The organism is Microbacterium fluvii, from assembly GCF_025515205.1.
GTDB lineage: Bacteria > Actinomycetota > Actinomycetes > Actinomycetales > Microbacteriaceae > Microbacterium > Microbacterium fluvii.
Window position 1 is genome coordinate 987,458 of record NZ_JAOPFX010000001.1, and the last position, 22,110, is coordinate 1,009,567.

Genomic DNA, 22,110 nt, shown 5'->3' on the forward strand with positions numbered 1-22,110 from the left:
GCTCACCAGCCGGTGGAGAGCACCCGATCGAGCATGTCGACGAAGTAGTCGGCAGAACCTTGCGACAGGCACAGCGGCGGCTTGATCTTCAGCACGTTCTGGTGGTCTCCGGTGGGCTGCATGATGACGCCGAGTTCGCGCAGGCGCTCGCAGATCGCGGCGGTCTCTTCGGTCGCCGGCTCCAGCGTCTCGCGGTCGCGCACGAGTTCGAGCCCGAGATAGAGGCCCGCTCCGTGCACGGTGCCGACGAGCGGATGCCGCGTCCCCAGCTCTTCGAGGCGGCCCTTCAGCCGAGCCCCGACCTCCTGGGCGTTGTGCTGCAGGTGCTCGTCGCGGATGATCTCGAGCACGGTCGAGCCGATCACCGACGACAGCGGGGAGCCTCCCGTTGACGAGAAGAAGTAGCCCTGCGTGCGATACCGGTCGGCGATCTCGCGGGTCGTGACGACAGCGCCGAGGGGAAAGCCGGCCCCGAGCGACTTCGCGACCGCGACGATGTCGGGCACGACCCCCTGCTGCTCGAACCCCCAGAACCACTCGCCGAGCCGCCCCAACCCCACCTGCACCTCGTCGGCGATCGCGAGGCCGCCGACCTCGCGCACCGCGGCGTAGACCTCGGCGAGGTAGCCGTCGGGCAGCACGATCCCGCCGGCGTTTCCCGCGATGGCCTCGCAGATGAACCCGGCGATCTCGACGCCCTCGTCCGCGAGGTGGCGCACGTGGGCTGCCGCCTCGGGGCCGTAGGCGGCGGCATCCGCCCCACGGCGCGACCCGCGGTACGAGTTGGCGGCGTCGACGGTGTGCACCCAGGCGGGGCGCGTCGCCAGGGCGTTCGGGTTGTCGGCGATCGAGGTCGAGACGGCATCGCTGGCGAACGTCCACCCGTGATAGGCCTCGCGCATCGCGACGATGTCGGAGCGCCCGGTCGCCGCCATCGCGAGGCGCAGCGCGAGGTCGGCGGCCTCAGAGCCGGAGTTCACCAGGAACACCGTGTCGAGCGGGTCGGGGAGCGTCGCCGCAAGCCGCTCGGCGTAGTCGGCGATCGCGCCGTAGTGGAACCGCGAATTGGTGTTGAGCAGGTGCAGCTGGTGGTTCGCGGCCTCGGCGATGCGCGGGTGGGCATGCCCGACGGCGGCGACGTTATTGACCATGTCGAGATAGACGCGCCCATCGAGGTCGATCAGCAGCTCGCGCCAGCCGCGCTCGATGCGCGGCGGGTCGGCGTAGTAGTGCTCCTGCACCTCGGCGAGGGCGGCGCCGCGCCGCGCGAGCGCGTCGTCGGGGGAGGGCGCGGGCGCCGGCGCCGGCGAGCCGATGCCGAGGGCCGCGGCCGGGTCGCCGATGAGCGAGCGCCAGCCCGCCGCCTCCCCAGGTGGCACACGTGCCGGCAACCGGCACGATGAGGCGTCAGGTGTGCCACCTGGGCGGGCTGAGTCGACGGCGGCGTGCACGAGCTGCACGAAGATCGGCACGCGGGCGGGCAGCATCCCGTCGTCCGACGCGTCGACCTGCGCATGCCGAAGTCGCACGGATGCCGCCCCCACCGTCGCCGTGAGTGCTCCGGCGATGCGGTCGATCTCGGCGCCGTGGGGGGCCCTCAGCGGGGTGGGCCGGGCGAGCCACAGCGTCGCCCCGGTGGGCACCGTCGCGGGCGCGATCGGGGTGCGCGCGGGGGCGCCCATGAGCACCGGCGCCCAGGCCGGCAGCACGACGGCCGCGGCGCCGCTGTCGAGCACCGCGTGCGCCGTGCGCTCCAGAGTGTCACCGTCGAGCCAGGCGCCCTCGTCGTTGAGGGGCGCGGTCGTGCCGGCGTCGACGGTGACCACGGGGCCGTCGAACTCGACGAGCGCCCCCGCGGGCCAGGTGGGTGTCTGGGCGGTCGACAGCCCGAGCTCCGACCGGATCGCCGCGGTCATCACGGGCACCGGCACGCTCACGGCAGCCTCGAAGATGCGTGCCTCGCGCTTCATGCCGTCTTCGGCATAGGTGTTGGCCTCGTCGAGTCGCACCTGCTGGCGCCCGCTGAGCACGAGCACGGCGCCGCGCAGCACGACCAGCGGCCACAGCGCGTCGACCTCGTCGGCGCTGAGGGGCCGCAGCGCGTGGAACGCGCGCACCGCGGCCAGCGCTTCGAACGGGCCGATGCCGTCGTGGTGCAGCAGCGACGACACCGTGACGGCAAGCTCGCCCACCGCCCACGACGCGCACACGTCGCCGAAGTCGATGACGGCGTCGGGGAGCGCACCGGGGGAGTCGGGGGCGAGCACGTTGTCGTCGGTGACGTCCCAGTGGCCCAGCTGCACCGGCAGCGCGGCGGAGAGCGGGCCGAGGGCCGCGGCGGCGGCCGAGGCGGCGGCGGCGACCAGGTCGCGGACCTCGGCGTCGGGCTCGTCGCGCAGCAGCGTCTCGACGACGCGGTCGGCATGGCGGAGGTCCCACTGCAGCACGCGCGTCGCGGCGGGGTGTTCGACGTCGGCGAGGGCCAGGCTCACCCGTGCCGACAGCTCGCCGAGTCGTGTCACGACGGCGGGTGAGAGGTAGCGCGAGCCTGTGAGGGTGCGCCCCGACACGAAGCTGATCACGCGGGCGTGCAGGCGCCCCTGCGACGTGTGCCACCAGCCCGAGGCGATCACCTGCGGCGTGCGCACGGGCTGGCGCTCGCCGACGAGCGCACCCGCCAGGGTCTGCAGCTCGATCTCGGGCTCGCTGAACACGGGATTGCTGATCTTCAGCACGCCCAGCGGCTCCCCGCCGGGCCCGCGGACGAGAAAGTTCTGGTCTTGCTGGCTGCCGAGCCCTTCGAGGGTCGCGTCGATGTCGAAGGTGCTGCGCAGCATCCGCTCCGCTTCGTCGATCGGCAGCGTGGGGGCGGGCAGCTCGCCATGGGCGAAGAAGTCGAAGAGCACGATTCGGTTGTAGCAGAGGTGGGGCGGATGCTGTCCGACCGGGCCGATCTGTCGGGTGTCCACATATGGTCAGACCACATGCGCGCGAGGATTGGCGGTCGGGCACGAGGCATTTCGACGTGAGCGACGGGTGGAGTGGACTGGTGCGATGCCGCATCTCCGCACACGCATCGGCGCCCTGGCCGCCATCGTCACCGCCGGTGTTCTGCTGCTGGCAGGCTGCCAGGCGACCGCAGACGCCGAGCCCACCGAGAGCCAGGCGGTCGTCGCGCCCGCCGGCACCGATTCGTTCGCCCTCACGGCGGGCGACGGGCCGGTGGTCATCGACCAGTGGACCGACATGTCGTGCCCGCACTGCCAGAGCCTCGAAGCCGAGATCGGCGACGACCTCACCCAATGGGTCGCCGACGGCGAGGTGACGCTCAACCTGCACGTGGTCAATTACGTCAGCGAGAAGCGCGGCGACACCACCGACTGGTCGACCCGCGCCGCGAACGCGCTGGCCGCCGTGGTGGATGCCGGCCAATCCGACGTGCTGCCCGCGTTCTATGCGCTGCTGCAGCAGAACCAGGTCACCGAGGCCGGCGCGCCCACCGACGACGACATCCTGGCCATGGCCGCCGAGGCCGGCGTGACCGCCGACATCTCGGAGGCGGTGACCGAGCAGCGCTTCGCGGCCTGGGTGACGGCATCCAACGACTACTGGGTGGGCCGCACGATCGAGGGCACCGATGAGACCATCACGGGCGTTCCGACGCTCGTGGTCGCAGGATCCGTCTTCGAGATCCTCGGCGACGGCACGGATGCCGCGCGCCTTTCCGACGCCGTCGCCGCCGCGCAGTAGCCCTCAACGGGGCCGCCCCCTCCCGCAATGTGGCACCTTCGGTCGTCTGCCGTGCCCGTGGGCGACCAGATCTGCCAAGTTGCGGAGGCAGCTGGACGAGACACCCATGCGCAATGTGGCACCCCTGGTCGCTCGCGCGGGGCGAAGGCGACTGGAGGTGCCACATTGCGGTGAGGGGCGGATGCCGGGGGTCAGGGCTGCTGACCGCCGCCGGGGCCGCCGCCCTGGTCGCCGCCGCCCTGACCGCCGCCCATGCCTCCGGCGATCGCGGTGCCTTCGGTGACGGTCGAGGCGGTCGAGCCGTTCACGACCACGTTGTACTCCGCGCCGTCACTCACATCGGCCGACGAGAAGACGACCGAGCCGTACTGCTTGGGCGAGGTGATGGTGGCGAGCACCGTGCCCGACGAGTCGGTGATCTGGATCTCGTCGCCCGCGGAACCGCTCACGGTCGCGGCGACCCAGCCCTGCGTCGAATCCTCTCCGGGGCTCTCGGCCATGCCCGAGCTGCCGATCGCGATGAGCGTGCCGCCGGTGACGGTGATGCCGCCGTTGGAATCCAGCGCCCCGTTGCCGTCGTTGGTGGGCCCGTAGACGGTGATGTCGCCGCCCGAGATGGTCAGCGACCCGTTCGAGTCGAGGCCGTCGCCGCCCGCGTCGACGACGAGCGTGCCGCCGCTGATCACGAGCGTCTCACCGGTGTCCTGCATGCCTCCGCCCCCGCCGCCGCCGTCGGTCGACTCCGAGTTGCCGGCGGCGTTGACGCCGTCGTCGGCGGCGGTCACCGAGATGTCGCCGCCCGAGATGGCGATGTCGACGCCCTCCAGGCCCTCTTCGGACTGCGAGACCGTGACCGACCCGTCGCGGATCTCGAGGGCCTGCTCGGCGTGGATGCCGTCATCGCCGGCGGCGACGGTGATCGTGCTCCCGCCGATGCCGATCGACCCGTCGGAGTGCAGCGCGTCGTCGGCCGCGTCGACCGAGAGCGTGCCGCCCTCCACGACGATGACGACGCCGGCCGACACGCCCTTGGGCGACTCGTCGGTGCCGACCTCGGCATCTGCGCCGGAGCCCGCGGTCACGTCGATCGTGCCCCCGGTGATCACGACGTCGGTCGCGGCGGCGAACCCGTCGTCGCCGGCGTCGATCGTGACGGTGCCGTCTTCGACCACGATGTAGCCGCGGGTGGTGTCCTCGTCCTGGTCGCTCTTGAGGCCGTCGCCTGCGGCGGTGACCGACACGGTGCCGCCCTCGATCACGAGGGAGTCCTTGCCTCGGAGCCCGTCGTCGGCCGCATCGACCGTGATCGTGCCCGAGAGGATCGCCAGGTCGTCGGTCGAGGTGATGCCGTCGTTGCCGTTGCCGGTGACCTCCAGCGACCCGCTGCCGGTGATGGTCAGGTCGGCGTCGGAGTAGATCGCGGCGTTGGCGTCGGCCGAGTCGTCGTACGACGCGGCATCCGACACGGAGTTGGTCGAGCCCTCGGCGAGCGAGATCACCACGTCGTCGGCGGCGACCACCTCGATGGCGGCACCGGAGGCGTTGTCGACCTCGGCGTCGTCGAGGATGAGCACGACCAGTGCATCGTCGGGGGCGTCGACCACGATCTGGCCGGCGAGGGTGCCGGTCACCCGGTAGACCCCGGCGGCGGTGATCGTCACGGTCGATCCGTCGACGCTCACGCCGTCGGCCGAGGTCGTGGCCGTCGATCCGCTCAGTGTGATGTCCTGCGCATCGCTCTCGGACCACTCGTCGTCTCGCACGACACTCGAGTCCTCGTTGGCGGCCAGCACCGCCTCGGCGGTCAGGTCGGAGTCGACGACAGCGGCGGTCTGGGTCGAGCTGTCGGAGCCCGACGACGAGCCGGTGGAGGCCGAGTCGACGGCGCAGCCGGCCAGGACGACGGCGGCGAGGGTCAGAGGGACGGCGGACAGGATCAGGCGGCGGTTGCGCATGACTCCTCCTCAAGGGTCAGGGGGCGGGCGTCGTGGAACGAGGTGCGCAGCAGGCGCGCCCATTTGTTGTGGGGGAGGCCCGGATGCAGGGCCGCCATGCCGGTGGCGTACTTGCTCACCGATGCGGGCCGGTGACCGCAGCGCCACAGCATCCGATCGATGCGCGAGGCGGATGCCGGCGACTTGGTCTCGACGATCGCGAGGTGCGGCAGCTCGAACCCGCTGCCGTCGATGTCGATCCACTGCAGATCGGTATCGATCGTCGCCCTGCCGGTGCCGTCGGCGGCCAGCAGCGTGGCGCGGCGGTAGCGGGTCGTGAGCGTCGGCAGCAGGTCGTCGGCGCGGTCGGCGGCCACGCCGATCGTGTCGAACGCGGCGGCGACCTCGTCGCGGGCGTCGTCGGTGAGCACGTCGACCAGCTCGGGGTCGTATTCGGTGCGCTCTTTGACCGTCGTGCCTCGGGCGCCCTTGGTCTTGATCTCGAGGAACGAGGTGCCCACGTCGAGGTAACTGCGGGTGCGCAGCTTGAACCGGCGGCGCCGAGGCTGGGCGGCCATGCGGTAGCTCAGCAGGTCGGGGGTGTCGAAATAGACCGAGGCGTAGCCGAATCGGCGGGCACCGTCGATCTCGAGCACGCGAGCCGGCTCGTCGATCGCGCCGAGGATGGCGTCGAGCTCACCGCGCGGCACGAGGTACTTTCGGTCGACCCGGGTGAGCAGGCCCGCCTCGCTGACGAGCTCGTCGAGTGCGACGGGGGCGAAGCGCTCGAGGGCATCGGCGGTCATCGCACGGCTCCTTCGGTGACGGCGCGGCGAGCGCCGACGCCGACCTTGTAGCGCACGTCGACGAGGGTGGTGTCGTTGACGAGGTCGATCTCCTGCACCGAGGCCGAGGTGACTTCCGCCCCCAGCCGCGCCTCGAGCTCGTCGCGCAGCTCCTGCTCATCGCTGATGGCGCGATCGACGCGGATGATCTGGTGGCGGCTGCGGGCCAGCAGCGCCGGGTGATCGGCGGCCCACATGGCCACGAGGATCAGCGCGATGAGGGCGACCGGCCACAGGTCGGTCTGCGGGAGCCCGCTGATCAGGCCCATCGCGAGCGCCGCGAAGTAGTAGGCGACCTCGCGCTGCGAGATCTCGGACGAGCGCAGGCGGATGATCGACAGCACACCGAACAGGCCCAGGCCCAGCCCCATCGCGACTTCGGCCGTGCCGAGGACCGTCGCCACCGACAGCACGCCGACGTTGACGCCGATGAAGGCGACCACGAGGTCGCGGCGGTGGTGCCGGCGGTAGTACAGGCCGAAGCTCAGCAGCAGGATCGCCGCCAGGTCGATCCCGATGAGGATGAGGGCGTTGATGGTCATGGTGTCGTTCTCCCGATGTTCACGATGTGTTCACCCATTCGAACGTCGCCCCCTATGCGCTTGCTATGACGCGTCTTGTCCGCACTTACGAGTTCTGCGGCTGCGCCCTCGGCGCCGAACACGAAGCCGCGCTGCACGCCGTAGCTGATGACGAACAGCACGATCTCGGTCGTGATCTTGGCCAGGAGCAGGGGCACTCCGGCATCGGTGAGGAACGCCATCCACGCGATGTTGGAGGCCAGCAGCGCCAGCGCGAGCACGCCGTATCGCAGAGCCTGCACGCCGATGCGCCCGCCGCGGGCGAAGACGACCCGGCGGTTCACGGTGAAGTTGACGCCGGCGCTGAGCACCCGCGCGGCGATGATCGAGGGGATGAGCCACCCGGTCAGCGCGTTGAACGCGAGGAGGGCCACCGTGTCGACGAAGAACGCCAGCAGCGACGACCCCGCGAACAGCAGGATCGGCAGCATCACCCGCAGCGAGTCGACGATCGGCCGGAAGTGGCTCGAGGCGTTCTGCTCGAGGTAGACCGTCGTGATCGGCACTTCGCGCAGGGCGAAGCCCGCCCTGGGCGCCCGCAGCAGCATGGTCAGCTCGTACTCGAACCGATCGCCCGGCAGCTGCCGGAGCCAGTCGAGCATCGTCGCCGGGACGCCGCGCAGACCCGTCTGCGTATCGGAGACGGCGGTGCCCGAGGCGGCGCGGAAGAGCCACCTGGTCACCGTGTTGCCGAAGCGGCTGCGGGCAGGCACGTCGTCGCCGGTGAAGACGCGCACACCGAGCACGAGCGCGGGCCGCTCGGCCGCGGCGTCGCGCCGCAGTTCGTCGGCGACGCGCACGATGTCGGGCACGGTGTGCTGCCCGTCGGCGTCGGCGGTCACGACGTCTTCGCCCGGCCACGCCGTGGCGATGTGGGCGAACCCGGTCTTCAGGGCCGCGCCCTTGCCGCGGTTGCTCTCGTGCGTGAGCACGACCGCCCCGGCGGCGACGGCGTCGTCGAAGACGGGGCGATAGCGGATGCCGCTGCCGTCGTCGACGACGAGCACCTGCGCTTCGGGGTCGGCCTCGCCGATCGCAGCGACGAGGTGGGGAAGCACGGCGGAAGGCTCGTAGGCCGGAATCAGCACGATCATGGCGTCACCCCGCGATGTAGAGGATGTCGCTGGTGCCGCGCTCGCCGCCGTTGGAGGGCTGGTTGACCACCTCGCCGTCGTAGTACATCGTCGACGAGCCGCCGCCGTCGAGGTTGTAGGCGGTCGTGGCGCCCAGGCTCACCATGATCTCGGCGAGCTCGGTCATCGTGACGCCCCGGCTGTAGCCGGTGTCGCGGCCGTCGACCACGACGAACACGAGGTGGTTCTCGTCGATCACCCCGACCGCGGTGCGGGGCTGCTCGCCCTGGATCGAGTGATTGCCGAAGTTCGTGTCGACCTCGACGTCGTCGATGCCGGCGACCACCTCGCCGTCTTCGACGAGGGCCGGGCCGAAGCTCAGCGTGTTCCAGGCGCCGTCGGCGAGCATCTCGTCGGCCGTCGTGGTCGTCTCGTCGTACACCTCGACGGTGCCGTCGGTGTAGAAGACGAGACCCTCTCTGGCCGGCTCGTCGCGGTAGACGACGCCGTTGCGGATGACGATGCCTGTGTCGCGGAATCCGTAGTAGTCGCCGTTGATCGCGAAGAGCGCATCGTTGGCCTCCGCCATCGCGCTCGTGGTCTCGGTGATGTTCTCGCCGAACTGGTCTTTCGCGAAGGCGGAGCGCAGGTCGGTGGCCTCCCCGAGGGTGACCTCGGCCACGTAGTAGGTGACCTGGTCGTCGCCGGAGCCGGTGACCACGGTCGAGACATCGACGGAGGTCTCGGCATCCGTCTCGGTGTCGTCGGTGGCGACGGAGGAGTTGGCCGCCTCGTAAGCGGTGGTGTCGGCGATCTCGACATGCTCGACGAGAAACCGGTCGACGGCCCACGCCGTGCCGCCGCCTGCGGCGAGCAGCACGACGAGGCCGCCGGCGATGAGCGCGGTGCGGAGGCGTCTGCGGGGCTTGTGCATTCCCCTTTGCTACGCGCCCCGGCGATGTGCGCCGTTGCCGCGCGCTATGCGCGGGCTTTCAGTCGCGGTTCAGTTCGCGGCTTCGTAGGCCTCAATGACCGATGCCGGCACCCGGCCCCGCTCCGAGACCTGGTACCCGTTCTTCTTGGCCCATTCGCGGATGGGGCCGTAGTCCTGCTGGCCGGTGCGGCGACGCTTGGCCGACGGGGCGGCGGTCGCCCGCGCGCCCGACGAGACCCGGCGGCCGGCCGTGACGTACGGCGCCAGCGCAGCGCGCAGTTCGCCCGCGCGCTGGTCGGTCAGATCGATCTCGTAGGCGATGCCGTCGAGTGAGAACAGCACCGTCTCGCCGTCGCCGACTTCGAGGAGGGTGCCGTCGATGTCGTCGACGAGCTGATGCACGATTCTGCGAGCCATGACTGCACCCTACTCAAGGCAGGATGCCGACGCGACGAGCTTTCGCCACGGCGGCGTGGCGTGTCGAGGCGTCGAGCTTGGCCATCGCCGACTGCAGGTAGCTCTTGACCGTGCCTTCTTTCAGGCCCAGCGTGAGGCCGATCTCGGCATTCGTCTCACCGAGGCCCGCGCGCGCGAGCACGTCGAGCTCGCGGGGGGCCAGGTGCACGTCCGTCACGAGGTCGGCTGCCGCAGGCGGCGACGAGAGCCCGGCCACTCGTGCCTCCAGCGCCGCCAGCCGCGATCGCAGTGCGGGGTCGTCGAGTTCCGCGCCGATGCTGCGCAGTTCGGCGTAGGTCTCGCGCAGTTCTTCGACGGCCGCCGCCGGAAGGGCGTCGGTGCGCGCGGGGATGAGGCTCATGCGCCGCGCCACCTCATCGCGCACGCGCAGTTCGGTGGCGAGTTCTTCGGCGACGGCGAGTGCCGGCTGCGCCACGACATCGCCGACCGGCGCGCGCCCGCGCGAGCCGCAGTACAGCACGGCGCGGGCCCTGCCTGAGACGACGACCGGCACCGCGAACAGCGTCGAGATGTGCTCGCCCAGCACGGCGCGGTCGTAGTCGTGGGTGATGCTGCGCGACGAGCCGTAGTCCAGCGCCAGTCGTGCGCGCTTCTCGACGAGCGCCCGACCGCCCAGGCCCCGAGATGCCCGCACGACCAGACCCTCGAGCGTGCGGGTCTGCCCGCCGAAGATGGCACTCACGTGCACCGAGCCGTCGTGCTCGAGCCCGCCGAAGGCCACCGGAAAGCGCGTGCGCTTCGCGAGCGTCTCGACGGCGCTGGAGACCAGTTGAGCGTCGCTGACCGATTCGGCAAGGGGTGGCACGCACTACCTACTTCCGGGGGTGACGGCCTCTTCGCCGCCTTTCGTAGCGTCGAGGATACCCCACAGGCGCACCGACGCGCCGGTGTCATGAGGCAAGGAGGCCACATGTCAGAGACCCCCACCGAAGCCGCGCCGCCCGGCGCGATCGACTACATCGCGGTGGAGGAGTCGCCGCGGTTCGTCGAGCTGAAACGGCGTCAGCGCAGCTTCGTCTTCCCCTTCGCCGTCGCCTTCCTGGTCTGGTACTTCGCGTTCGTGCTGCTGTCGTCGTTCGCCCCCGAGTTCATGGCGCAGCCCGTGTGGGGCGCCATCACGGTGGGGCTGCTGCTGGGTCTCGGCCAGTTCGTCACGACGTTCGCGATCACGATGGGCTACGTCTCGTATGCCAACCGCAAGCTCGACCCGATCGCCGAAGAGATCCGCCATGATCTCGAGAGCCGTGAGGGGAGCGCCGCGTGAACGACCTCTTCGCCTCGGTGAAGGCCGCCGTCGACACCGTCGAGAACAACCCCGTGCTCAACATCTCGATCTTCGGCGCCTTCGTGGCCGTGACCCTGTTCATCGTGATCCGGGCCAGTCGCAACAACAAGACCGCGGCCGACTACTACGCCGCCGGTCGGTCGTTCACCGGCCCCCAGAACGGCTTCGCGATCTCGGGGGACTACCTCTCCGCCGCCTCATTCCTGGGCATCTGCGGCGCGATCGCCGTCAACGGCTACGACGGGTTCCTCTATTCCATCGGCTTCCTCGTGGCGTGGCTGGTCGCCCTGCTGCTGGTGGCCGAGCTCATGCGCAACACCGGCAAGTTCACGATGGCCGACGTGCTCTCGTTCCGCCTGAAGGAGCGCCCCGTGCGCATGGCGGCCGCGATCACCACCCTGGCCGTGTGCTTCTTCTACCTGCTGGCCCAGATGGCCGGCGCCGGCGGCCTCGTCTCGCTGCTGCTGGGCATCACCGAGCAGGTGGGCCAGTCGATCGTCGTGGCGGTCGTGGGCGTGCTCATGATCGTCTATGTGCTCGTCGGCGGCATGAAGGGCACCACCTGGGTGCAGATCGTCAAGGCGTTCCTGCTCATCGGCGGCGCGCTGGTCATGACCATCTGGGTGCTGGCGATCAACGGTTTCAGCCTGAATACGCTGCTCGAGAGCGCCGTCGAGTCCGCCGGCACCGCCGACATCCTCGGCCCCGGCCTGCAGTACGGCCACAACCCGTGGGACTTCCTGTCGCTGGCCATCGCGCTGGTGCTCGGCACGGCGGGTCTTCCGCACGTGCTGATGCGCTTCTACACGGTGCCCACCGCCAAGGAGGCCCGCCGCTCCGTCGTGTGGGCGATCTGGCTGATCGGCCTGTTCTACCTGCTGACTCTCGTGCTCGGCTACGGCGCTGGTGCGCTCGTGGGGGCGGAGACGATCAAGGCGGCGCCCGGAGGGGTGAACTCGGCCGCGCCACTGCTGGCGCTCGAACTCGGCGGTCCGCTGCTGCTCGGCTTCATCTCGGCCGTCGCGTTCGCGACGATCCTCGCGGTCGTCGCCGGGCTCACCATCACGGCGGCAGCCTCGTTCGCGCACGACATCTACGCGAACGTCGTGAAGAAGGGCGACGTGCCGCCCGACGGCGAGGTCAAGGTCGCCCGCCGCACGGTCATCGTGATCGGCATCCTCGCGATCATCGGCGGCATCGGGGTGCAGGGGCAGAACGTCGCCTTCCTCGTGGCGCTGGCGTTCGCCGTGGCGGCATCGGCGAACCTGCCGACGATCCTCTACTCGCTGTTCTGGCGTCGGTTCACGACGCGCGGTGCGGTGTGGAGCATGTACGGCGGCCTTGCCGCCGCGATCATCCTCATCGTGCTGTCGCCCGTGTTCTGGGGCACCGAGACGAGCGTCTTCAAGAACGTCGGCGTCGCGATCTGGCCGCTGAACAACCCCGGCATCGTCTCGATCCCGCTCGGGTTCCTGCTCGGCTGGCTCGGCTCCATCGTCGGTCCGTCGAAGGAGGACAAGCGCAAGGCCGCCGAGATGGAGGTGCGCTCGCTCACCGGCTTCGGCGCCGAGAAGGCCGTCAGCCACTGAGCCCACGCACGACACGGCCCGGGTGGCTCCTCCCACCCGGGCCGTGTCGTGCAGGCGGCCTACTCGCCCGCCGCCTGTGCCTCGAGTTCGAGGTCGATCAGAAAGCGCTTGATCTCGGGGTGGCCGCCGTATTCGCCGATGCTGCCGTCTGCGCGCACGACCCGATGCACGGGAACCACGATCGAGAACGGCGTCGTCGCGCACGCGGTGCCCACGGCGCGCGATGCTCGCGGGCTGCCGGCGTCGACCGCGACGTCGCCGTACGACGCGAGCTCGGCATAGGGGATGCGCTGCACGGCCCGCAGCGCGTCGAGAGTGAATCCGCGGACGAGGCGCCAGTCCAGCTCCAGGTCGAACTCGCGCCGACGGCCTGCGAAGTACTCGTCGAGCTGCTCCGTGGCATCGGTCGCGATGGTGTCGTCGGGGGTGATGAGCCCGCCGACCCGGTGCGACAGCACGCGCAGTTCGTCGTCGAGCGGAGTGCGCAGCGGGTGGAGCGTGACGATGCCTGAGTCGCCGGCCACGATCAGCACGTCGCCGATCGGCGAGGGGTGGAGGCGGAAGGCGAAGGGTGCGAAGGCGACGGCCATGCCCCCATCTTGATGCCGCGCGCCGACGCTCGTGCGCGACGGGGCGCGATCGCGGGAGAAGTCGCGCGACGACGCCGCGGGGGAGGAGGTGTGCTGCGGCGTGTCGGCAATCCCGCGAAACCCGCGCGAGATGCCGGGAGGTCGCCCGACCCGCGCTTAGGGTGAGGGCTGTGTGGCGAGCTGAAGGCAGCGCCGTGGTCGGCGAGAGAGAGGCCGTGTCCACGGCCGACGTGACCCCGAGCGACCTGGGAGTGGCAGAGCCCGGGGTGACGGTCGCGCACGTCGCCGAGCCCGAGCGCGACCGACTGCGCGCGCAGGCCGCCCAGCTGGGCGGGCGCTCGACACTGCTGCACTTCGTCGACGGGCTCGACGAGGGCATCGAGATCACCAAGGCGCACCCGGGGAGCCTTCCGCAGTTCCTCACCGGGCGCTCGACGCTGCTGTCGAACCTCTTCCGCGACGAGGTGGCCCTGCGCACGGCGACGCTGGCCGCCGAGCGCATCACCGCCAAGAACGTCGAGCTGCGCACCGCCCGCGGCATCGAGCCCGTGCACCTGGCTGTCGGTCTTGCGAACTGGAAGATCGGCGGCACGCCGTGCACCGCGCCGGTGCTGCTGCGCCCGCTCGCGATCCGACGGCACCATGCCGACTTCGAACTCAAGCTCCACTCGTCGTTCGTGGTCAACCCCGAACTGGTGCACGCCCTGCGCGTTCATTTCGGCATCCAGGTCGACTCCCGGGCGCTCGCCGCGCTCGCGCACGACGACGGCGTGTTCAAGCCGCAGCCGGTGATCGACCACCTGCGTGCTCTCACCCGCTCGATCGACTCGTTCGTCGTCAAGCCGCGCCTCGTGGTGTCGAGCTTCGCCGACGTGGGCGCTCCGATGATGCGCGACACCGTCGAACTCGATCACCCCCTGCTCAACGCGCTCGCCGGCCACGTGGCCGACCGGGAGGCTCTCGCGGCGCAGCCGAAGGCCGCACCCGTCGTCAGCCCCGACGAGCGCACACCGGGCGCCGATCAGCTGCTGCTCGACGCCGATGCGGAGCAGGAGGGCGTGCTCGCGCGCATCACCGCGGGTCAGTCGCTCGTCGTGCACACTCTGCCAGGCACCGGCGGCACCCAGACCGTCATCAACGCGCTCGGTGCGCTCGTGCGCGACGGAAAGCGCGTGCTCGTGGTCAGCGCGCGTCGCTCGAGCCTCGAGGGAGTGCGCCACCGGCTCGCCGGCATCGGGCTGCCTGGACTCGCCGTCTCGCCGCGGCAGCCTCGCCGCGACCTGATCCGCGCGATCGGCCGCAACGAGAAGGCGCAGCCGCCCAAGAGCGCCGAGGTCGACGATGCGCTCGTGCGCCTGCGCTCGGTGCTACGCGACTACCGCTCGGCCGTTACGGTGCGGCACGGAAGCCTCGGGGTCTCGGTGCTCGAGATCCTGCGCCGACTCTCGGAGCTGTCGCAGAGCGGCGCATCGCCGAGCGCCAAGACCCGCTTCGACCGTGACACCCTCAGCCGATTGGCGACCCAGCGGGCCGAGGCGGGCGTCAAGCTCGCCGCCGCCGCGCGCCTCGGCGAGTTCCGCTTCGGGCCCGCCGACTCGCCCTGGTACGGCGTGTCGTTCGACACCACCGCCGAGGCCAGGGGAGCCCACGCGCGCGCCGCGAAGCTGCACCGGCACGACGTACCCGCCCTGCTCGAGCGCGGGTACGAGCTCATCGGCCAGACGCGCATGCGCCCGTTCGAGACGATCACCGAGCTCGGCGCCTACCTGCGGCTGCTGCGCGGCATCCGCGACTCCCTCGACAAGTTCAGCCCCACCGTCTTCGAGCGGCCGCTGAACGAGCTCATCCAGGCGCATGCGCCCCGCCGCGACTCCTCGAGCCTCTCGGGTGCCGACCGGCGGCGACTGCGGCGCCTCTCGCGCGAGTACATCCGCCCCGGCGTGCACATCACCGACATGCACGAGGCGCTCGTGCGCATCCAGCATCAGCGCACCGAATGGCAGCGCTTCGTCGACGCCGGCGTCGTGCCCGAGGTGCCGCTGGGCCTGGCCGACGTGCAGGTCGCCTGGCAGCGCGTCGACGCCGAGCTGCGCGAGCTGGATGCGGCCCTCGGCCGGTCGGAGGCGGCAGCGCTGTCGAGCCTGCCTGTCACCGACCTCGTGCGCACGCTGGCCTCGCTGGCGGCCGAGTCGGCCGTGTTCGACAACCTCGTCGAGCGCGCCACCCTGCGCGGAGACCTCGCGGCCCTGGGGCTCGAGCCCCTGCTCACCGAGCTTTCGGTGCGCCACGTGCCGGAAGAGCGGGTGGCCGACGAGCTCGAGTATGCGTGGTGGCAGTCGGCGCTCGAGCACCTGCTGCGCACCGACCGGGCCCTGCTGGGCGCCAACACCGCGGTCGCCGACCGGCTGGAGCGCGACTTCCGGCTCGTCGACGAGGCCCACCAGGCGGCATCCGGCCAGGTGCTCGCGGCGCAGCTGGCGACCCAATGGCGCATCGGCATCGTCGACCACGCCGCCGAGGCGACCGCCCTCAAGCGCGCCCTCACCCAGGGCGAGCCGAGCACGGCGCGCCTCGCCGCGGCCGCGCCCACGCTGCTGCGCACGCTCGCACCGGTGTGGATCGCGTCGCCCTACGACGTGCAGCTGCTGCCTGACGAGATGGCCTTCGACGTCGTGCTGCTGGCCGACGCCGCGGCGCTCTCGCTGGCCGAGGTGGCGCCCGCACTGCGGCGCACCCGCCAGGTCGTGGCCTTCGGCGACCCGGTGACGCAGCGCCCGACGCCCTTCCGCGTCGCGGCGGGCCTGCCGGGCCCCGACGACGAGCTCGAGGTCGAGTTCGACGACGTCAGCGTGTTCGAACGGCTGGCCGAGCTGCTGCCGGTGGAGACCCTGACCCGCAGCTACCGCGCCGGCGGCGAAGACCTCGCCGAGCTCGTGAACGAGACCTTCTACGGCGGAGAGCTCGTCTCGCTGCCGTGGGCGGGCTCGTACCTCGGCCGCGGCAGCCTGAGCGTCGACTACGTCGAGGGCGGCACGGGTGCGCCCGATCCCGTCAGCGGTGCTGTCGAGAGTCCCGACGCCGAGGTCGCGAGGGTCGTGACCCTCGTCGTCGAGCACGCGGTGAACAGGGGCAGCGAGTCGCTCATGGTGGTCACCGCCAGCGAGCGCCATGCCGGCCGCATCCGCGCCGCCGTCGAGGCGGCCTTCGCCGGACGCTCCGACGTCGCCGATTTCGTCTCGCGCGAGACGGCCGAGCCGTTCGCGGTGCTCACGCTCGAGGAGTCGGTCGCCGAGAGCCGCGACCGCGTCGTGCTCTCGCTCGGCTTCGGTCTCACCAAGCACGGGCGCGTGCTCAGCGACTTCGGCGACCTGTCGACGCCCGACGGCGATCGACTGCTGACGGTCGCGATGACCAGGGCGCGGCGGTCGATGGTGATCGTCTCGTCGATCCGTCCGTCGGCGTTCGACGACGGACGCCTCGAGTACGGCGCCGCGACCCTCATGGGCATCCTCGGCAGCGTCGCGACCCGCGCGCGCGAAGCACGACTCGAAGACCTCGCCGACCCGCTCACCCGCACCCTCGCGCGCGAGCTGCGACGCCTGGGGGTCTCGGTCGATGTGCACTATCGCGGCCTGCTGCCACTGGTGGCGCAGTACGGCGGCAAGGCCGTCGTGGTCGAGAGCGACCCCGAGACGATCGGCGAGTCGCTGCGCGAGTCGCTGCGGCTGCGCCCGCAGATTCTGCGGCGGCTGGGCTGGCACTACGTGCGCGTGCACTCGTTCGACCTGTACAGCGATCCTGCGGGGGTCGCCGCACGCATTGCGGGTCTGCTGGGGGTGCCGCCCGAGGCGGCGACCAACGACCAGGAGACCCAGCCGGTCGATGTCATCGAGTAGCGAGGCGGATGCGGCGCCCTCCGGTGCCGAGGAAGCCGCGGGCGCTGCGGGTGCGGCGGGTGCCGTGCCCGACCGTCAGCGGGTCGTGCGCGTGCGCGGCAGCCGCCGCGCGAAGCTCACGCCCGCGCCGGGCACGACCGGCGAGCCCGTGCCGGCCGACGTGCAGCCCAACGACGCGCCGGAGGCGGCCGCATCCGCCGGTCCCAACGACGAGCGCATGCGCCGCGACGTCCCCCCGCACTACTGACCATTTCGCGAGTTGGCATCTGTTGTCGCCGCGGCCGCCCGCGACGCGACAACAGATGCCAACTCGCGGAAGTGGAGGAGTGCGCAGGTCAGGCCTTCGGAGCCGGCGTCTGCTTGTCGAGCAGGTCGCGGATCTGCACGAGCAGCTCCTGCTCGGTGGGAAGCGGAGCGGTCTCGTCGGCGACGACGCCCTTGCGACGCTCGGCGCGCTCCTTGAAGACGTTCATCGGGTAGACGAAGACGAAGTAGACCACGATGGCGACGGCCAGGAAGCTGATGATGGCGTTGATGAGGTCGCCGACCGGGAACGTCACGGTGCCGCCGTAGAGGTCGGGCACCTCGATGCCCGAGACACCGTTCTCGTCGGGCTTCCAGAAGATCGCGATCAGCGGATTGATGATCGACGACACGATGGCGGTGACCACGGCGGTGAACGCCGTGCCGATGACGACCGCGACGGCCAGGTCGATGACGTTGCCGCGGAGGATGAAGTCCTTGAAGCCCTTGATCATGCGGGAAGCCCCCTCACTGATGCCGGCTCCTGGCCGACGCTACGAACCCGACGGTGCGGGCGAGGCCTTTGCCTCAGACTTCGATGATGTCGAAGACGACTCCGACGCGCCAGCCGAGGCGGCCGGGGTGGACGGGCGCGAGTCGGTGCGGTAGAAGCCCGAGCCGTTGAAGGTCACGCCGATCGAACCGTACTCCTTGCGCAGGGCTCCGCCGCACTCCGGGCACTCGGTGAGGGTGGGGTCGGCGAACGACTGCACGGCGTCGAAACGGTGGCCGCACTGGCGGCAGGCATAGGCGTAGGTGGGCATGGTGTTCCAGAGGGTTCAGCGTCGCGCGGAGGCGAGATCGATGGTGCGGGTGGGGGTGACGACGCCGTCGACGGGCTGATCGTGCACGTCGCTGGGCACCTCGTCGAGGATCTCGGAGTCGAAGACGACGGCGTACACGTCGGGGCAGCCCTCGATCGAGCCGATCGTCTTGTCGAAGTAGCCGCGCCCCCAGCCCAGGCGCATGCCGTGCACGTCCACGGCGGCGGCGGGGATGATCATCAGGTCGACGTCGTTGATTGCGATGGGGCTGAGCAACTCGCCCACGGGCTCCGGCATGCCGAACAGGCCCTCGGTGACGTCGGCCTCCTGGGAGGCGACGGCCCAGTCGAGGAGGCCGTCTTCGCGGGTGATCGGCAGCAGAACGCGGATGCCGCGGGCCACGGCCGCGTCGATGAATGCGCGGGTGTCGGGCTCGGTCGGCGTCGACAGGAAGCACGACACCGAGCGGGCGCCGAGGCGGTCGACCAGGGCGTCGAGCTGCGCGCGGACACCGGTGGACGCCGCCTGCCTGGCCTGCGGAGACAGTGTCTGGCGGCGCTCGCGCAGGTCGGCGCGCAGCGCGCGCTTCGCGTCGGCGATGGCGTCGGACATGCGTCGATTCTAGGCGCCCCGATAGAGTGGCGCCCATGTCAGCCGTGAAGTCGTTCAAAGCCGTCATCCCCGCCGCAGGTCTCGGAACGCGGTTTCTGCCCGCGACCAAGGCCATGCCCAAAGAGATGCTGCCCGTGGTCGACAAGCCGGCGATCCAGTACGTCGTCGAAGAGGCCGTCCAGGCCGGCATCGACGATGTGCTGATCATCATCGGGCGCAACAAGAACAACCTGTCGAACCACTTCGACTCGGTGCCGGAGCTCGAGCTCAACCTGCTTAAGAAGGGCGATCGCGAGAAGCTCGAGAAGGTGCAGCGCTCGACGGATCTGGCCGACATCCACTTCGTGCGCCAGGGGGAGCCCAAGGGCCTCGGCCACGCCGTGCTGCGCGCCCGCGCGCACGTCGGCGACCACCCGTTCGCCGTGCTGCTGGGCGACGACCTCATCGACGAGCGCGACGAGCTGCTCACCACGATGCTGGCACTGCACGAGCGCACCGGCGCCGCCGTGATCGCGCTGATGGAGGTCGACCCCGACCACATCCACATGTACGGTGCGGCGGCCGTCGAGCCGACCGAGACCGACGGCATCGTCAAGGTGACGGGTCTGGTCGAAAAGCCCAAGGCCGAAGACGCGCCCTCGAACCTCGCCGTGATCGGCCGCTACGTGCTCGCGCCGACCGTGTTCGACATCCTCGAGCGCACGGAGCCAGGCAAGGGCGGCGAGATCCAGCTGACCGACGCGCTGCAGGAGCTCGCGGCCCACCCCGAAGGCCCCGGCGTTTACGGCGTGGTGTTCCGCGGTCGTCGCTACGACACCGGCGATAGGGTGGACTACATCAAGGCCATCGTGCAGATCGCGGTGGACCGCGATGATCTCGGCCCGGATCTTCGTCCGTGGTTCAAGGAGTTCGCAGCGGGTCTGTGACGCTGCGGGAGCGGGGGAGAGGCGTTGGACCTGTCGGTGCCGCGTCAGCACGGGAGGGTGTCGATCCGCCTCGTGCGTCCCCGTGATGCCCGGGTGCTGCAGCAGGAGCTGGTCTCGAACCGCTCGTGGCTGCGACCGTGGGAGGCCACGAGCCCTGACGGGGTGATCTCGCTCGACATGCGCGGCAGCATCCGGCGCCTGCTCCAGCAGTATCGTGACGGTCAGGGCGTGCCCTTCGTCATGCTCTGGGACGACGAAGTCGTGGGAACCCTCAACGTGTGGGGCATCGCCAGGGGATCGCTGGCGTCGGCGACGATCGGCTACTGGGTCGCCGAGCGCTTCGCGGGCCGGGGGATCACTCCGGCCGCGGTCGCGCTGGCCACCGACATCTGCTTCCGCGAGCTGAACCTGCACCGCATGGAGATCTGCATCCGCCCCGAGAACGCCGCGAGCCTGCGCGTGGTCGAGAAGCTCGGCTTCCGCTACGAGGGCATGCGGCGGCGCTACATCCACATCGACGGCGACTGGCGCGACCACTACACATTCGCGCTCGTGCGCGAGGAGGTGCCGGAGGGGGTGCTGCGCCGATGGGCGCAGGGCCGGGCGCCGCAGGGAGCCGCCGGCATCCCGCCCGCAGACCGCCTGCACGCGTAGTCGGCACGTCTCGTCGCGCGACACGCGCGCCGGTGCCGCGATGCGGGGCCCACCGTCGCATACCGTTGGCGGCATGGGTGGGCAGGTGCTCGGAGGCGGCGTGGTGGTCTTGGTGGCCGTGCTGCTCTGGCTCGTCTATCTGCTGCCCAGCTGGCACAGCCGCCGGCAGTACGACGCCGTCGAGCGCAACGCGGTGCGCCTGAACCAGGCGCTGCGGGTGCTCGCCGAGACCAGCAGCACCCCTCAGGAGGTGCAGCTCGAGCTCACCGCCCGCACCGCTCTCGCGCAGCAGCGTCTCGCCAGGCAGGCGATGGCGCAGCGCGAGCAGGCGGCTCTCGCGCAGGCCAAGGTCGACCTCGAACGCGCGAAGCTCGAGCGCATCGCGGCCAGCGAGAGCCCCGAGGCCCGGCGCGCCAGGGCGCGGCGACGCGTGCGCCTGCTGCTGACGGTCGTGGCGATGCTCGGCATCGTCGGGGCCGGCACGGGTGCCTGGCTCGTCGTGGACACAGGGGCGCAGGGCCTGCTGTGGTCGTCGGTGGCGGTCGTGGGCGCAGCCGCACTGCTGCTGCGCCGCATGTCGAGGGTCACCGCTCGCGCGGCGGTGCGCACCGTGGCGGTGGATGCTGCGCCGCAGCGCGTCGCCGGCGTGCAGGACGTCGATCTCGTCGACGAGCGCACCTGGCAGCCGAGGTCGCTGCCCCGGCCCCTCACGGCGTCGGCGGGGTCGCGCGCGGCCGTCGAACTCGACGCCGTGCAGGCCAGGGAGGCGCTGCAGCAGGCGGCCCTCGAAGAGGCGATGCGGGCGCGCGCGGAAGCCCGTCGCCCCCCGTCGATCCAGGCGGCCCGGATCGCCCGCACGGCGTCGGATGCCGAGATCGAAGCGCACGTGCGGGAGCTGCTCGCGCAGCGCGCCGTGGGGCAGTAGCGCGGTCGGGGCTGCCCTCGCCGCGTGATAGTGTTGCTGAGGTTCACGGGCCTGTGGCGCAGTTGGTAGCGCGCCTCGTTCGCATCGAGGAGGTCAGGGGTTCGAATCCCCTCAGGTCCACCGATCGGACGCCCGATCAGACACACGAAAGTTTGTCTGATCGGGCGTTTGTCTATCAGGATCGGAACCTTCTTGGCGGTGCCTCCGCGCCTGAGTGCCCAGTATGCGAACGATGCGCTACGCCGATTTCACTTCTGACCAGGGGATTGCGGTCGTCGATTATTGGAGTCCCGGCAAGTGCGCACCGTTACCCCCGACGCGCGCGCTACCTACCGCGCGCGTCTGCCCACAGTTGAATGTGCAGCCGTGAGGACAAGCTGTACCCAAGCTGGAGTGCGGGCCCGCTGAGTGCTCGTAGGCCTTGTGTGATCAGATCGGGTGTTGTGCCCTCCGGCATGATCCAAGTCCGCTCTGGCGGAACATTGGCGATCGCTCGGATCTCTGCGACTTCGGCCAGATCACCGGTGCCGGTGACGACGAACTTCAGGACGGAGCGATCCGCTGGAAACGACGCGAGCGCGCTCGGTCGTACTCGCCGCTTCTCAACTATTCCGGAGTTGCTGAGTTTGGGGCTCACTACGAACAAGTCGATCACGTCCGAGACGCGCGACGTGGGGCTGACCGTTCCGTTCGTCTCGATTTCGACGCGGAGGTCCGGCATGCGCTGGCGCAGAAGGACCACGAGTTCGCTGACGGCCGGCTGCTGAAGCAACGGTTCGCCGCCAGTGACGATGAGCAGGCGCACATCCTGCAGCTCGGCGATGAGCTGCGCCATCAGCTCCGATGCTTCAATCTCATGCTGCTCGTCTGCAGGATCGAACGAAGCCCAGTCCCAGCTGTGCCGCGTGTCACACCAAGAGCAATTGAGATTGCAGTTCGCGAGGCGCAAGAAAACTGCTGCCTGACCCATGC

General features: G+C 70.6%; 21 protein-coding genes and 1 tRNA gene. 9 read left to right on the forward strand and 13 right to left on the reverse strand.

Annotated elements, in window-relative coordinates; genetic code table 11:
* Positions 1-2: 2 nt before the first annotated feature.
* Complete coding sequence (locus OAW74_RS04530) at positions 3-2,906, reverse strand: aminotransferase (protein WP_262873138.1); 2,904 nt, start codon at positions 2,904-2,906, stop codon at positions 3-5.
* A gap of 148 nt (positions 2,907-3,054) precedes the next feature.
* Between OAW74_RS04530 and OAW74_RS04535 the strand changes: the two genes are divergently transcribed.
* Positions 3,055-3,750, forward strand: coding sequence for a DsbA family protein (locus OAW74_RS04535; protein ID WP_262873139.1), 696 nt, complete (start codon positions 3,055-3,057; stop codon positions 3,748-3,750).
* A gap of 191 nt (positions 3,751-3,941) precedes the next feature.
* Here OAW74_RS04535 and OAW74_RS04540 read toward each other — a convergent pair whose 3' ends face one another.
* From OAW74_RS04540 to OAW74_RS04570, 7 genes are all read right to left on the reverse strand, one after another.
* Positions 3,942-5,705 carry a carbohydrate-binding domain-containing protein gene (locus OAW74_RS04540; protein ID WP_262873140.1) on the reverse strand — a complete coding sequence of 588 codons (1,764 nt, stop codon included), beginning with the start codon at positions 5,703-5,705 and terminating at the stop codon, positions 3,942-3,944.
* Positions 5,687-6,490 carry a polyphosphate polymerase domain-containing protein gene (locus OAW74_RS04545; RefSeq protein WP_262873141.1) on the reverse strand — a complete coding sequence of 268 codons (804 nt, stop codon included), beginning with the start codon at positions 6,488-6,490 and terminating at the stop codon, positions 5,687-5,689. The genes OAW74_RS04540 and OAW74_RS04545 overlap by 19 nt, the downstream gene beginning before the upstream one ends.
* Positions 6,487-7,071, reverse strand: coding sequence for a DUF4956 domain-containing protein (locus tag OAW74_RS04550; protein ID WP_262873142.1), 585 nt, complete (start codon positions 7,069-7,071; stop codon positions 6,487-6,489). Before OAW74_RS04550 ends, OAW74_RS04545 begins: the two co-directional genes overlap by 4 nt.
* Positions 7,068-8,204 (reverse strand): bifunctional glycosyltransferase family 2/GtrA family protein, encoded by a 1,137-nt coding sequence (locus OAW74_RS04555; protein WP_262873143.1) that lies wholly within the window; start codon positions 8,202-8,204, stop codon positions 7,068-7,070. Before OAW74_RS04555 ends, OAW74_RS04550 begins: the two co-directional genes overlap by 4 nt.
* Positions 8,205-8,208: 4 nt before the next feature.
* The gene (locus OAW74_RS04560) at positions 8,209-9,117 is read right to left on the reverse strand and encodes a phosphodiester glycosidase family protein (RefSeq protein WP_262873144.1); all 909 of its coding nucleotides are present in this window, start codon (positions 9,115-9,117) and stop codon (positions 8,209-8,211) included.
* Positions 9,118-9,186: 69 nt separating this feature from the next.
* Positions 9,187-9,534, reverse strand: coding sequence for a histone-like nucleoid-structuring protein Lsr2 (locus OAW74_RS04565; RefSeq protein WP_262873145.1), 348 nt, complete (start codon positions 9,532-9,534; stop codon positions 9,187-9,189).
* A gap of 13 nt (positions 9,535-9,547) precedes the next feature.
* Entirely contained in the window at positions 9,548-10,399 is an 852-nt protein-coding gene (locus OAW74_RS04570; protein WP_262873146.1) for a helix-turn-helix transcriptional regulator, read from the reverse strand.
* Between the two features lie 105 nt (positions 10,400-10,504).
* Here OAW74_RS04570 and OAW74_RS04575 point away from each other — a divergent pair, with 105 nt between their 5' ends.
* Both OAW74_RS04575 and OAW74_RS04580 read left to right on the forward strand, forming a co-directional pair.
* The gene (locus tag OAW74_RS04575; protein WP_262873147.1) at positions 10,505-10,858 is read left to right on the forward strand and encodes a DUF485 domain-containing protein; all 354 of its coding nucleotides are present in this window, start codon (positions 10,505-10,507) and stop codon (positions 10,856-10,858) included.
* Positions 10,855-12,468, forward strand: a complete 1,614-nt coding sequence (locus OAW74_RS04580; RefSeq protein ID WP_262873148.1) for a solute symporter family protein — start codon at positions 10,855-10,857, stop codon at positions 12,466-12,468. Before OAW74_RS04575 ends, OAW74_RS04580 begins: the two co-directional genes overlap by 4 nt.
* A gap of 59 nt (positions 12,469-12,527) precedes the next feature.
* Here the strand turns inward: OAW74_RS04580 and OAW74_RS04585 are convergent, their stop codons facing one another.
* Positions 12,528-13,058: a methylated-DNA--[protein]-cysteine S-methyltransferase gene (locus OAW74_RS04585; RefSeq protein ID WP_262873149.1), complete on the reverse strand. Its 531-nt coding sequence runs from the start codon at positions 13,056-13,058 to the stop codon at positions 12,528-12,530.
* Positions 13,059-13,273: 215 nt separating this feature from the next.
* Here OAW74_RS04585 and OAW74_RS04590 point away from each other — a divergent pair, with 215 nt between their 5' ends.
* Complete coding sequence (locus OAW74_RS04590) at positions 13,274-16,954, forward strand: AAA family ATPase (protein WP_262873150.1); 3,681 nt, start codon at positions 13,274-13,276, stop codon at positions 16,952-16,954.
* Positions 16,941-17,201, forward strand: coding sequence for a hypothetical protein (locus OAW74_RS04595; RefSeq protein ID WP_262873151.1), 261 nt, complete (start codon positions 16,941-16,943; stop codon positions 17,199-17,201). The genes OAW74_RS04590 and OAW74_RS04595 overlap by 14 nt, the downstream gene beginning before the upstream one ends.
* A gap of 88 nt (positions 17,202-17,289) precedes the next feature.
* On the opposite strand, the gene mscL is transcribed toward OAW74_RS04595, so the two are convergent.
* From mscL to OAW74_RS04610, 3 genes are read right to left on the reverse strand one after another with little or no spacing between them, the layout of a single operon-like run.
* On the reverse strand, positions 17,290-17,712 hold the full coding sequence (gene mscL / locus OAW74_RS04600; RefSeq protein ID WP_262873152.1) for a large conductance mechanosensitive channel protein MscL: 423 nt from the start codon (positions 17,710-17,712) through the stop codon (positions 17,290-17,292).
* Between the two features lie 39 nt (positions 17,713-17,751).
* Positions 17,752-18,021: an FmdB family zinc ribbon protein gene (locus OAW74_RS04605; RefSeq protein ID WP_262873153.1), complete on the reverse strand. Its 270-nt coding sequence runs from the start codon at positions 18,019-18,021 to the stop codon at positions 17,752-17,754.
* Positions 18,022-18,036: 15 nt separating this feature from the next.
* Positions 18,037-18,633: a 5-formyltetrahydrofolate cyclo-ligase gene (locus tag OAW74_RS04610; RefSeq protein WP_262873154.1), complete on the reverse strand. Its 597-nt coding sequence runs from the start codon at positions 18,631-18,633 to the stop codon at positions 18,037-18,039.
* Between the two features lie 35 nt (positions 18,634-18,668).
* Between OAW74_RS04610 and galU the strand changes: the two genes are divergently transcribed.
* From galU to OAW74_RS04630, 4 genes are all read left to right on the forward strand, one after another.
* Positions 18,669-19,559: a UTP--glucose-1-phosphate uridylyltransferase GalU gene (gene galU / locus OAW74_RS04615; protein WP_262873155.1), complete on the forward strand. Its 891-nt coding sequence runs from the start codon at positions 18,669-18,671 to the stop codon at positions 19,557-19,559.
* A 24-nt stretch (positions 19,560-19,583) separates the two neighbouring features.
* Positions 19,584-20,213 carry a GNAT family N-acetyltransferase gene (locus OAW74_RS04620; protein WP_262873156.1) on the forward strand — a complete coding sequence of 210 codons (630 nt, stop codon included), beginning with the start codon at positions 19,584-19,586 and terminating at the stop codon, positions 20,211-20,213.
* A gap of 73 nt (positions 20,214-20,286) precedes the next feature.
* On the forward strand, positions 20,287-21,138 hold the full coding sequence (locus tag OAW74_RS04625; RefSeq protein ID WP_262873157.1) for a large exoprotein: 852 nt from the start codon (positions 20,287-20,289) through the stop codon (positions 21,136-21,138).
* 47 nt (positions 21,139-21,185) lie between these two features.
* Positions 21,186-21,258: transfer RNA gene (locus OAW74_RS04630), tRNA-Ala, on the forward strand.
* Positions 21,259-21,463: 205 nt separating this feature from the next.
* Here OAW74_RS04630 and OAW74_RS04635 read toward each other — a convergent pair.
* On the reverse strand, positions 21,464-22,108 hold the full coding sequence (locus OAW74_RS04635) for a 7-carboxy-7-deazaguanine synthase QueE (protein WP_345448886.1): 645 nt from the start codon (positions 22,106-22,108) through the stop codon (positions 21,464-21,466).
* Positions 22,109-22,110 lie beyond the last annotated feature (2 nt).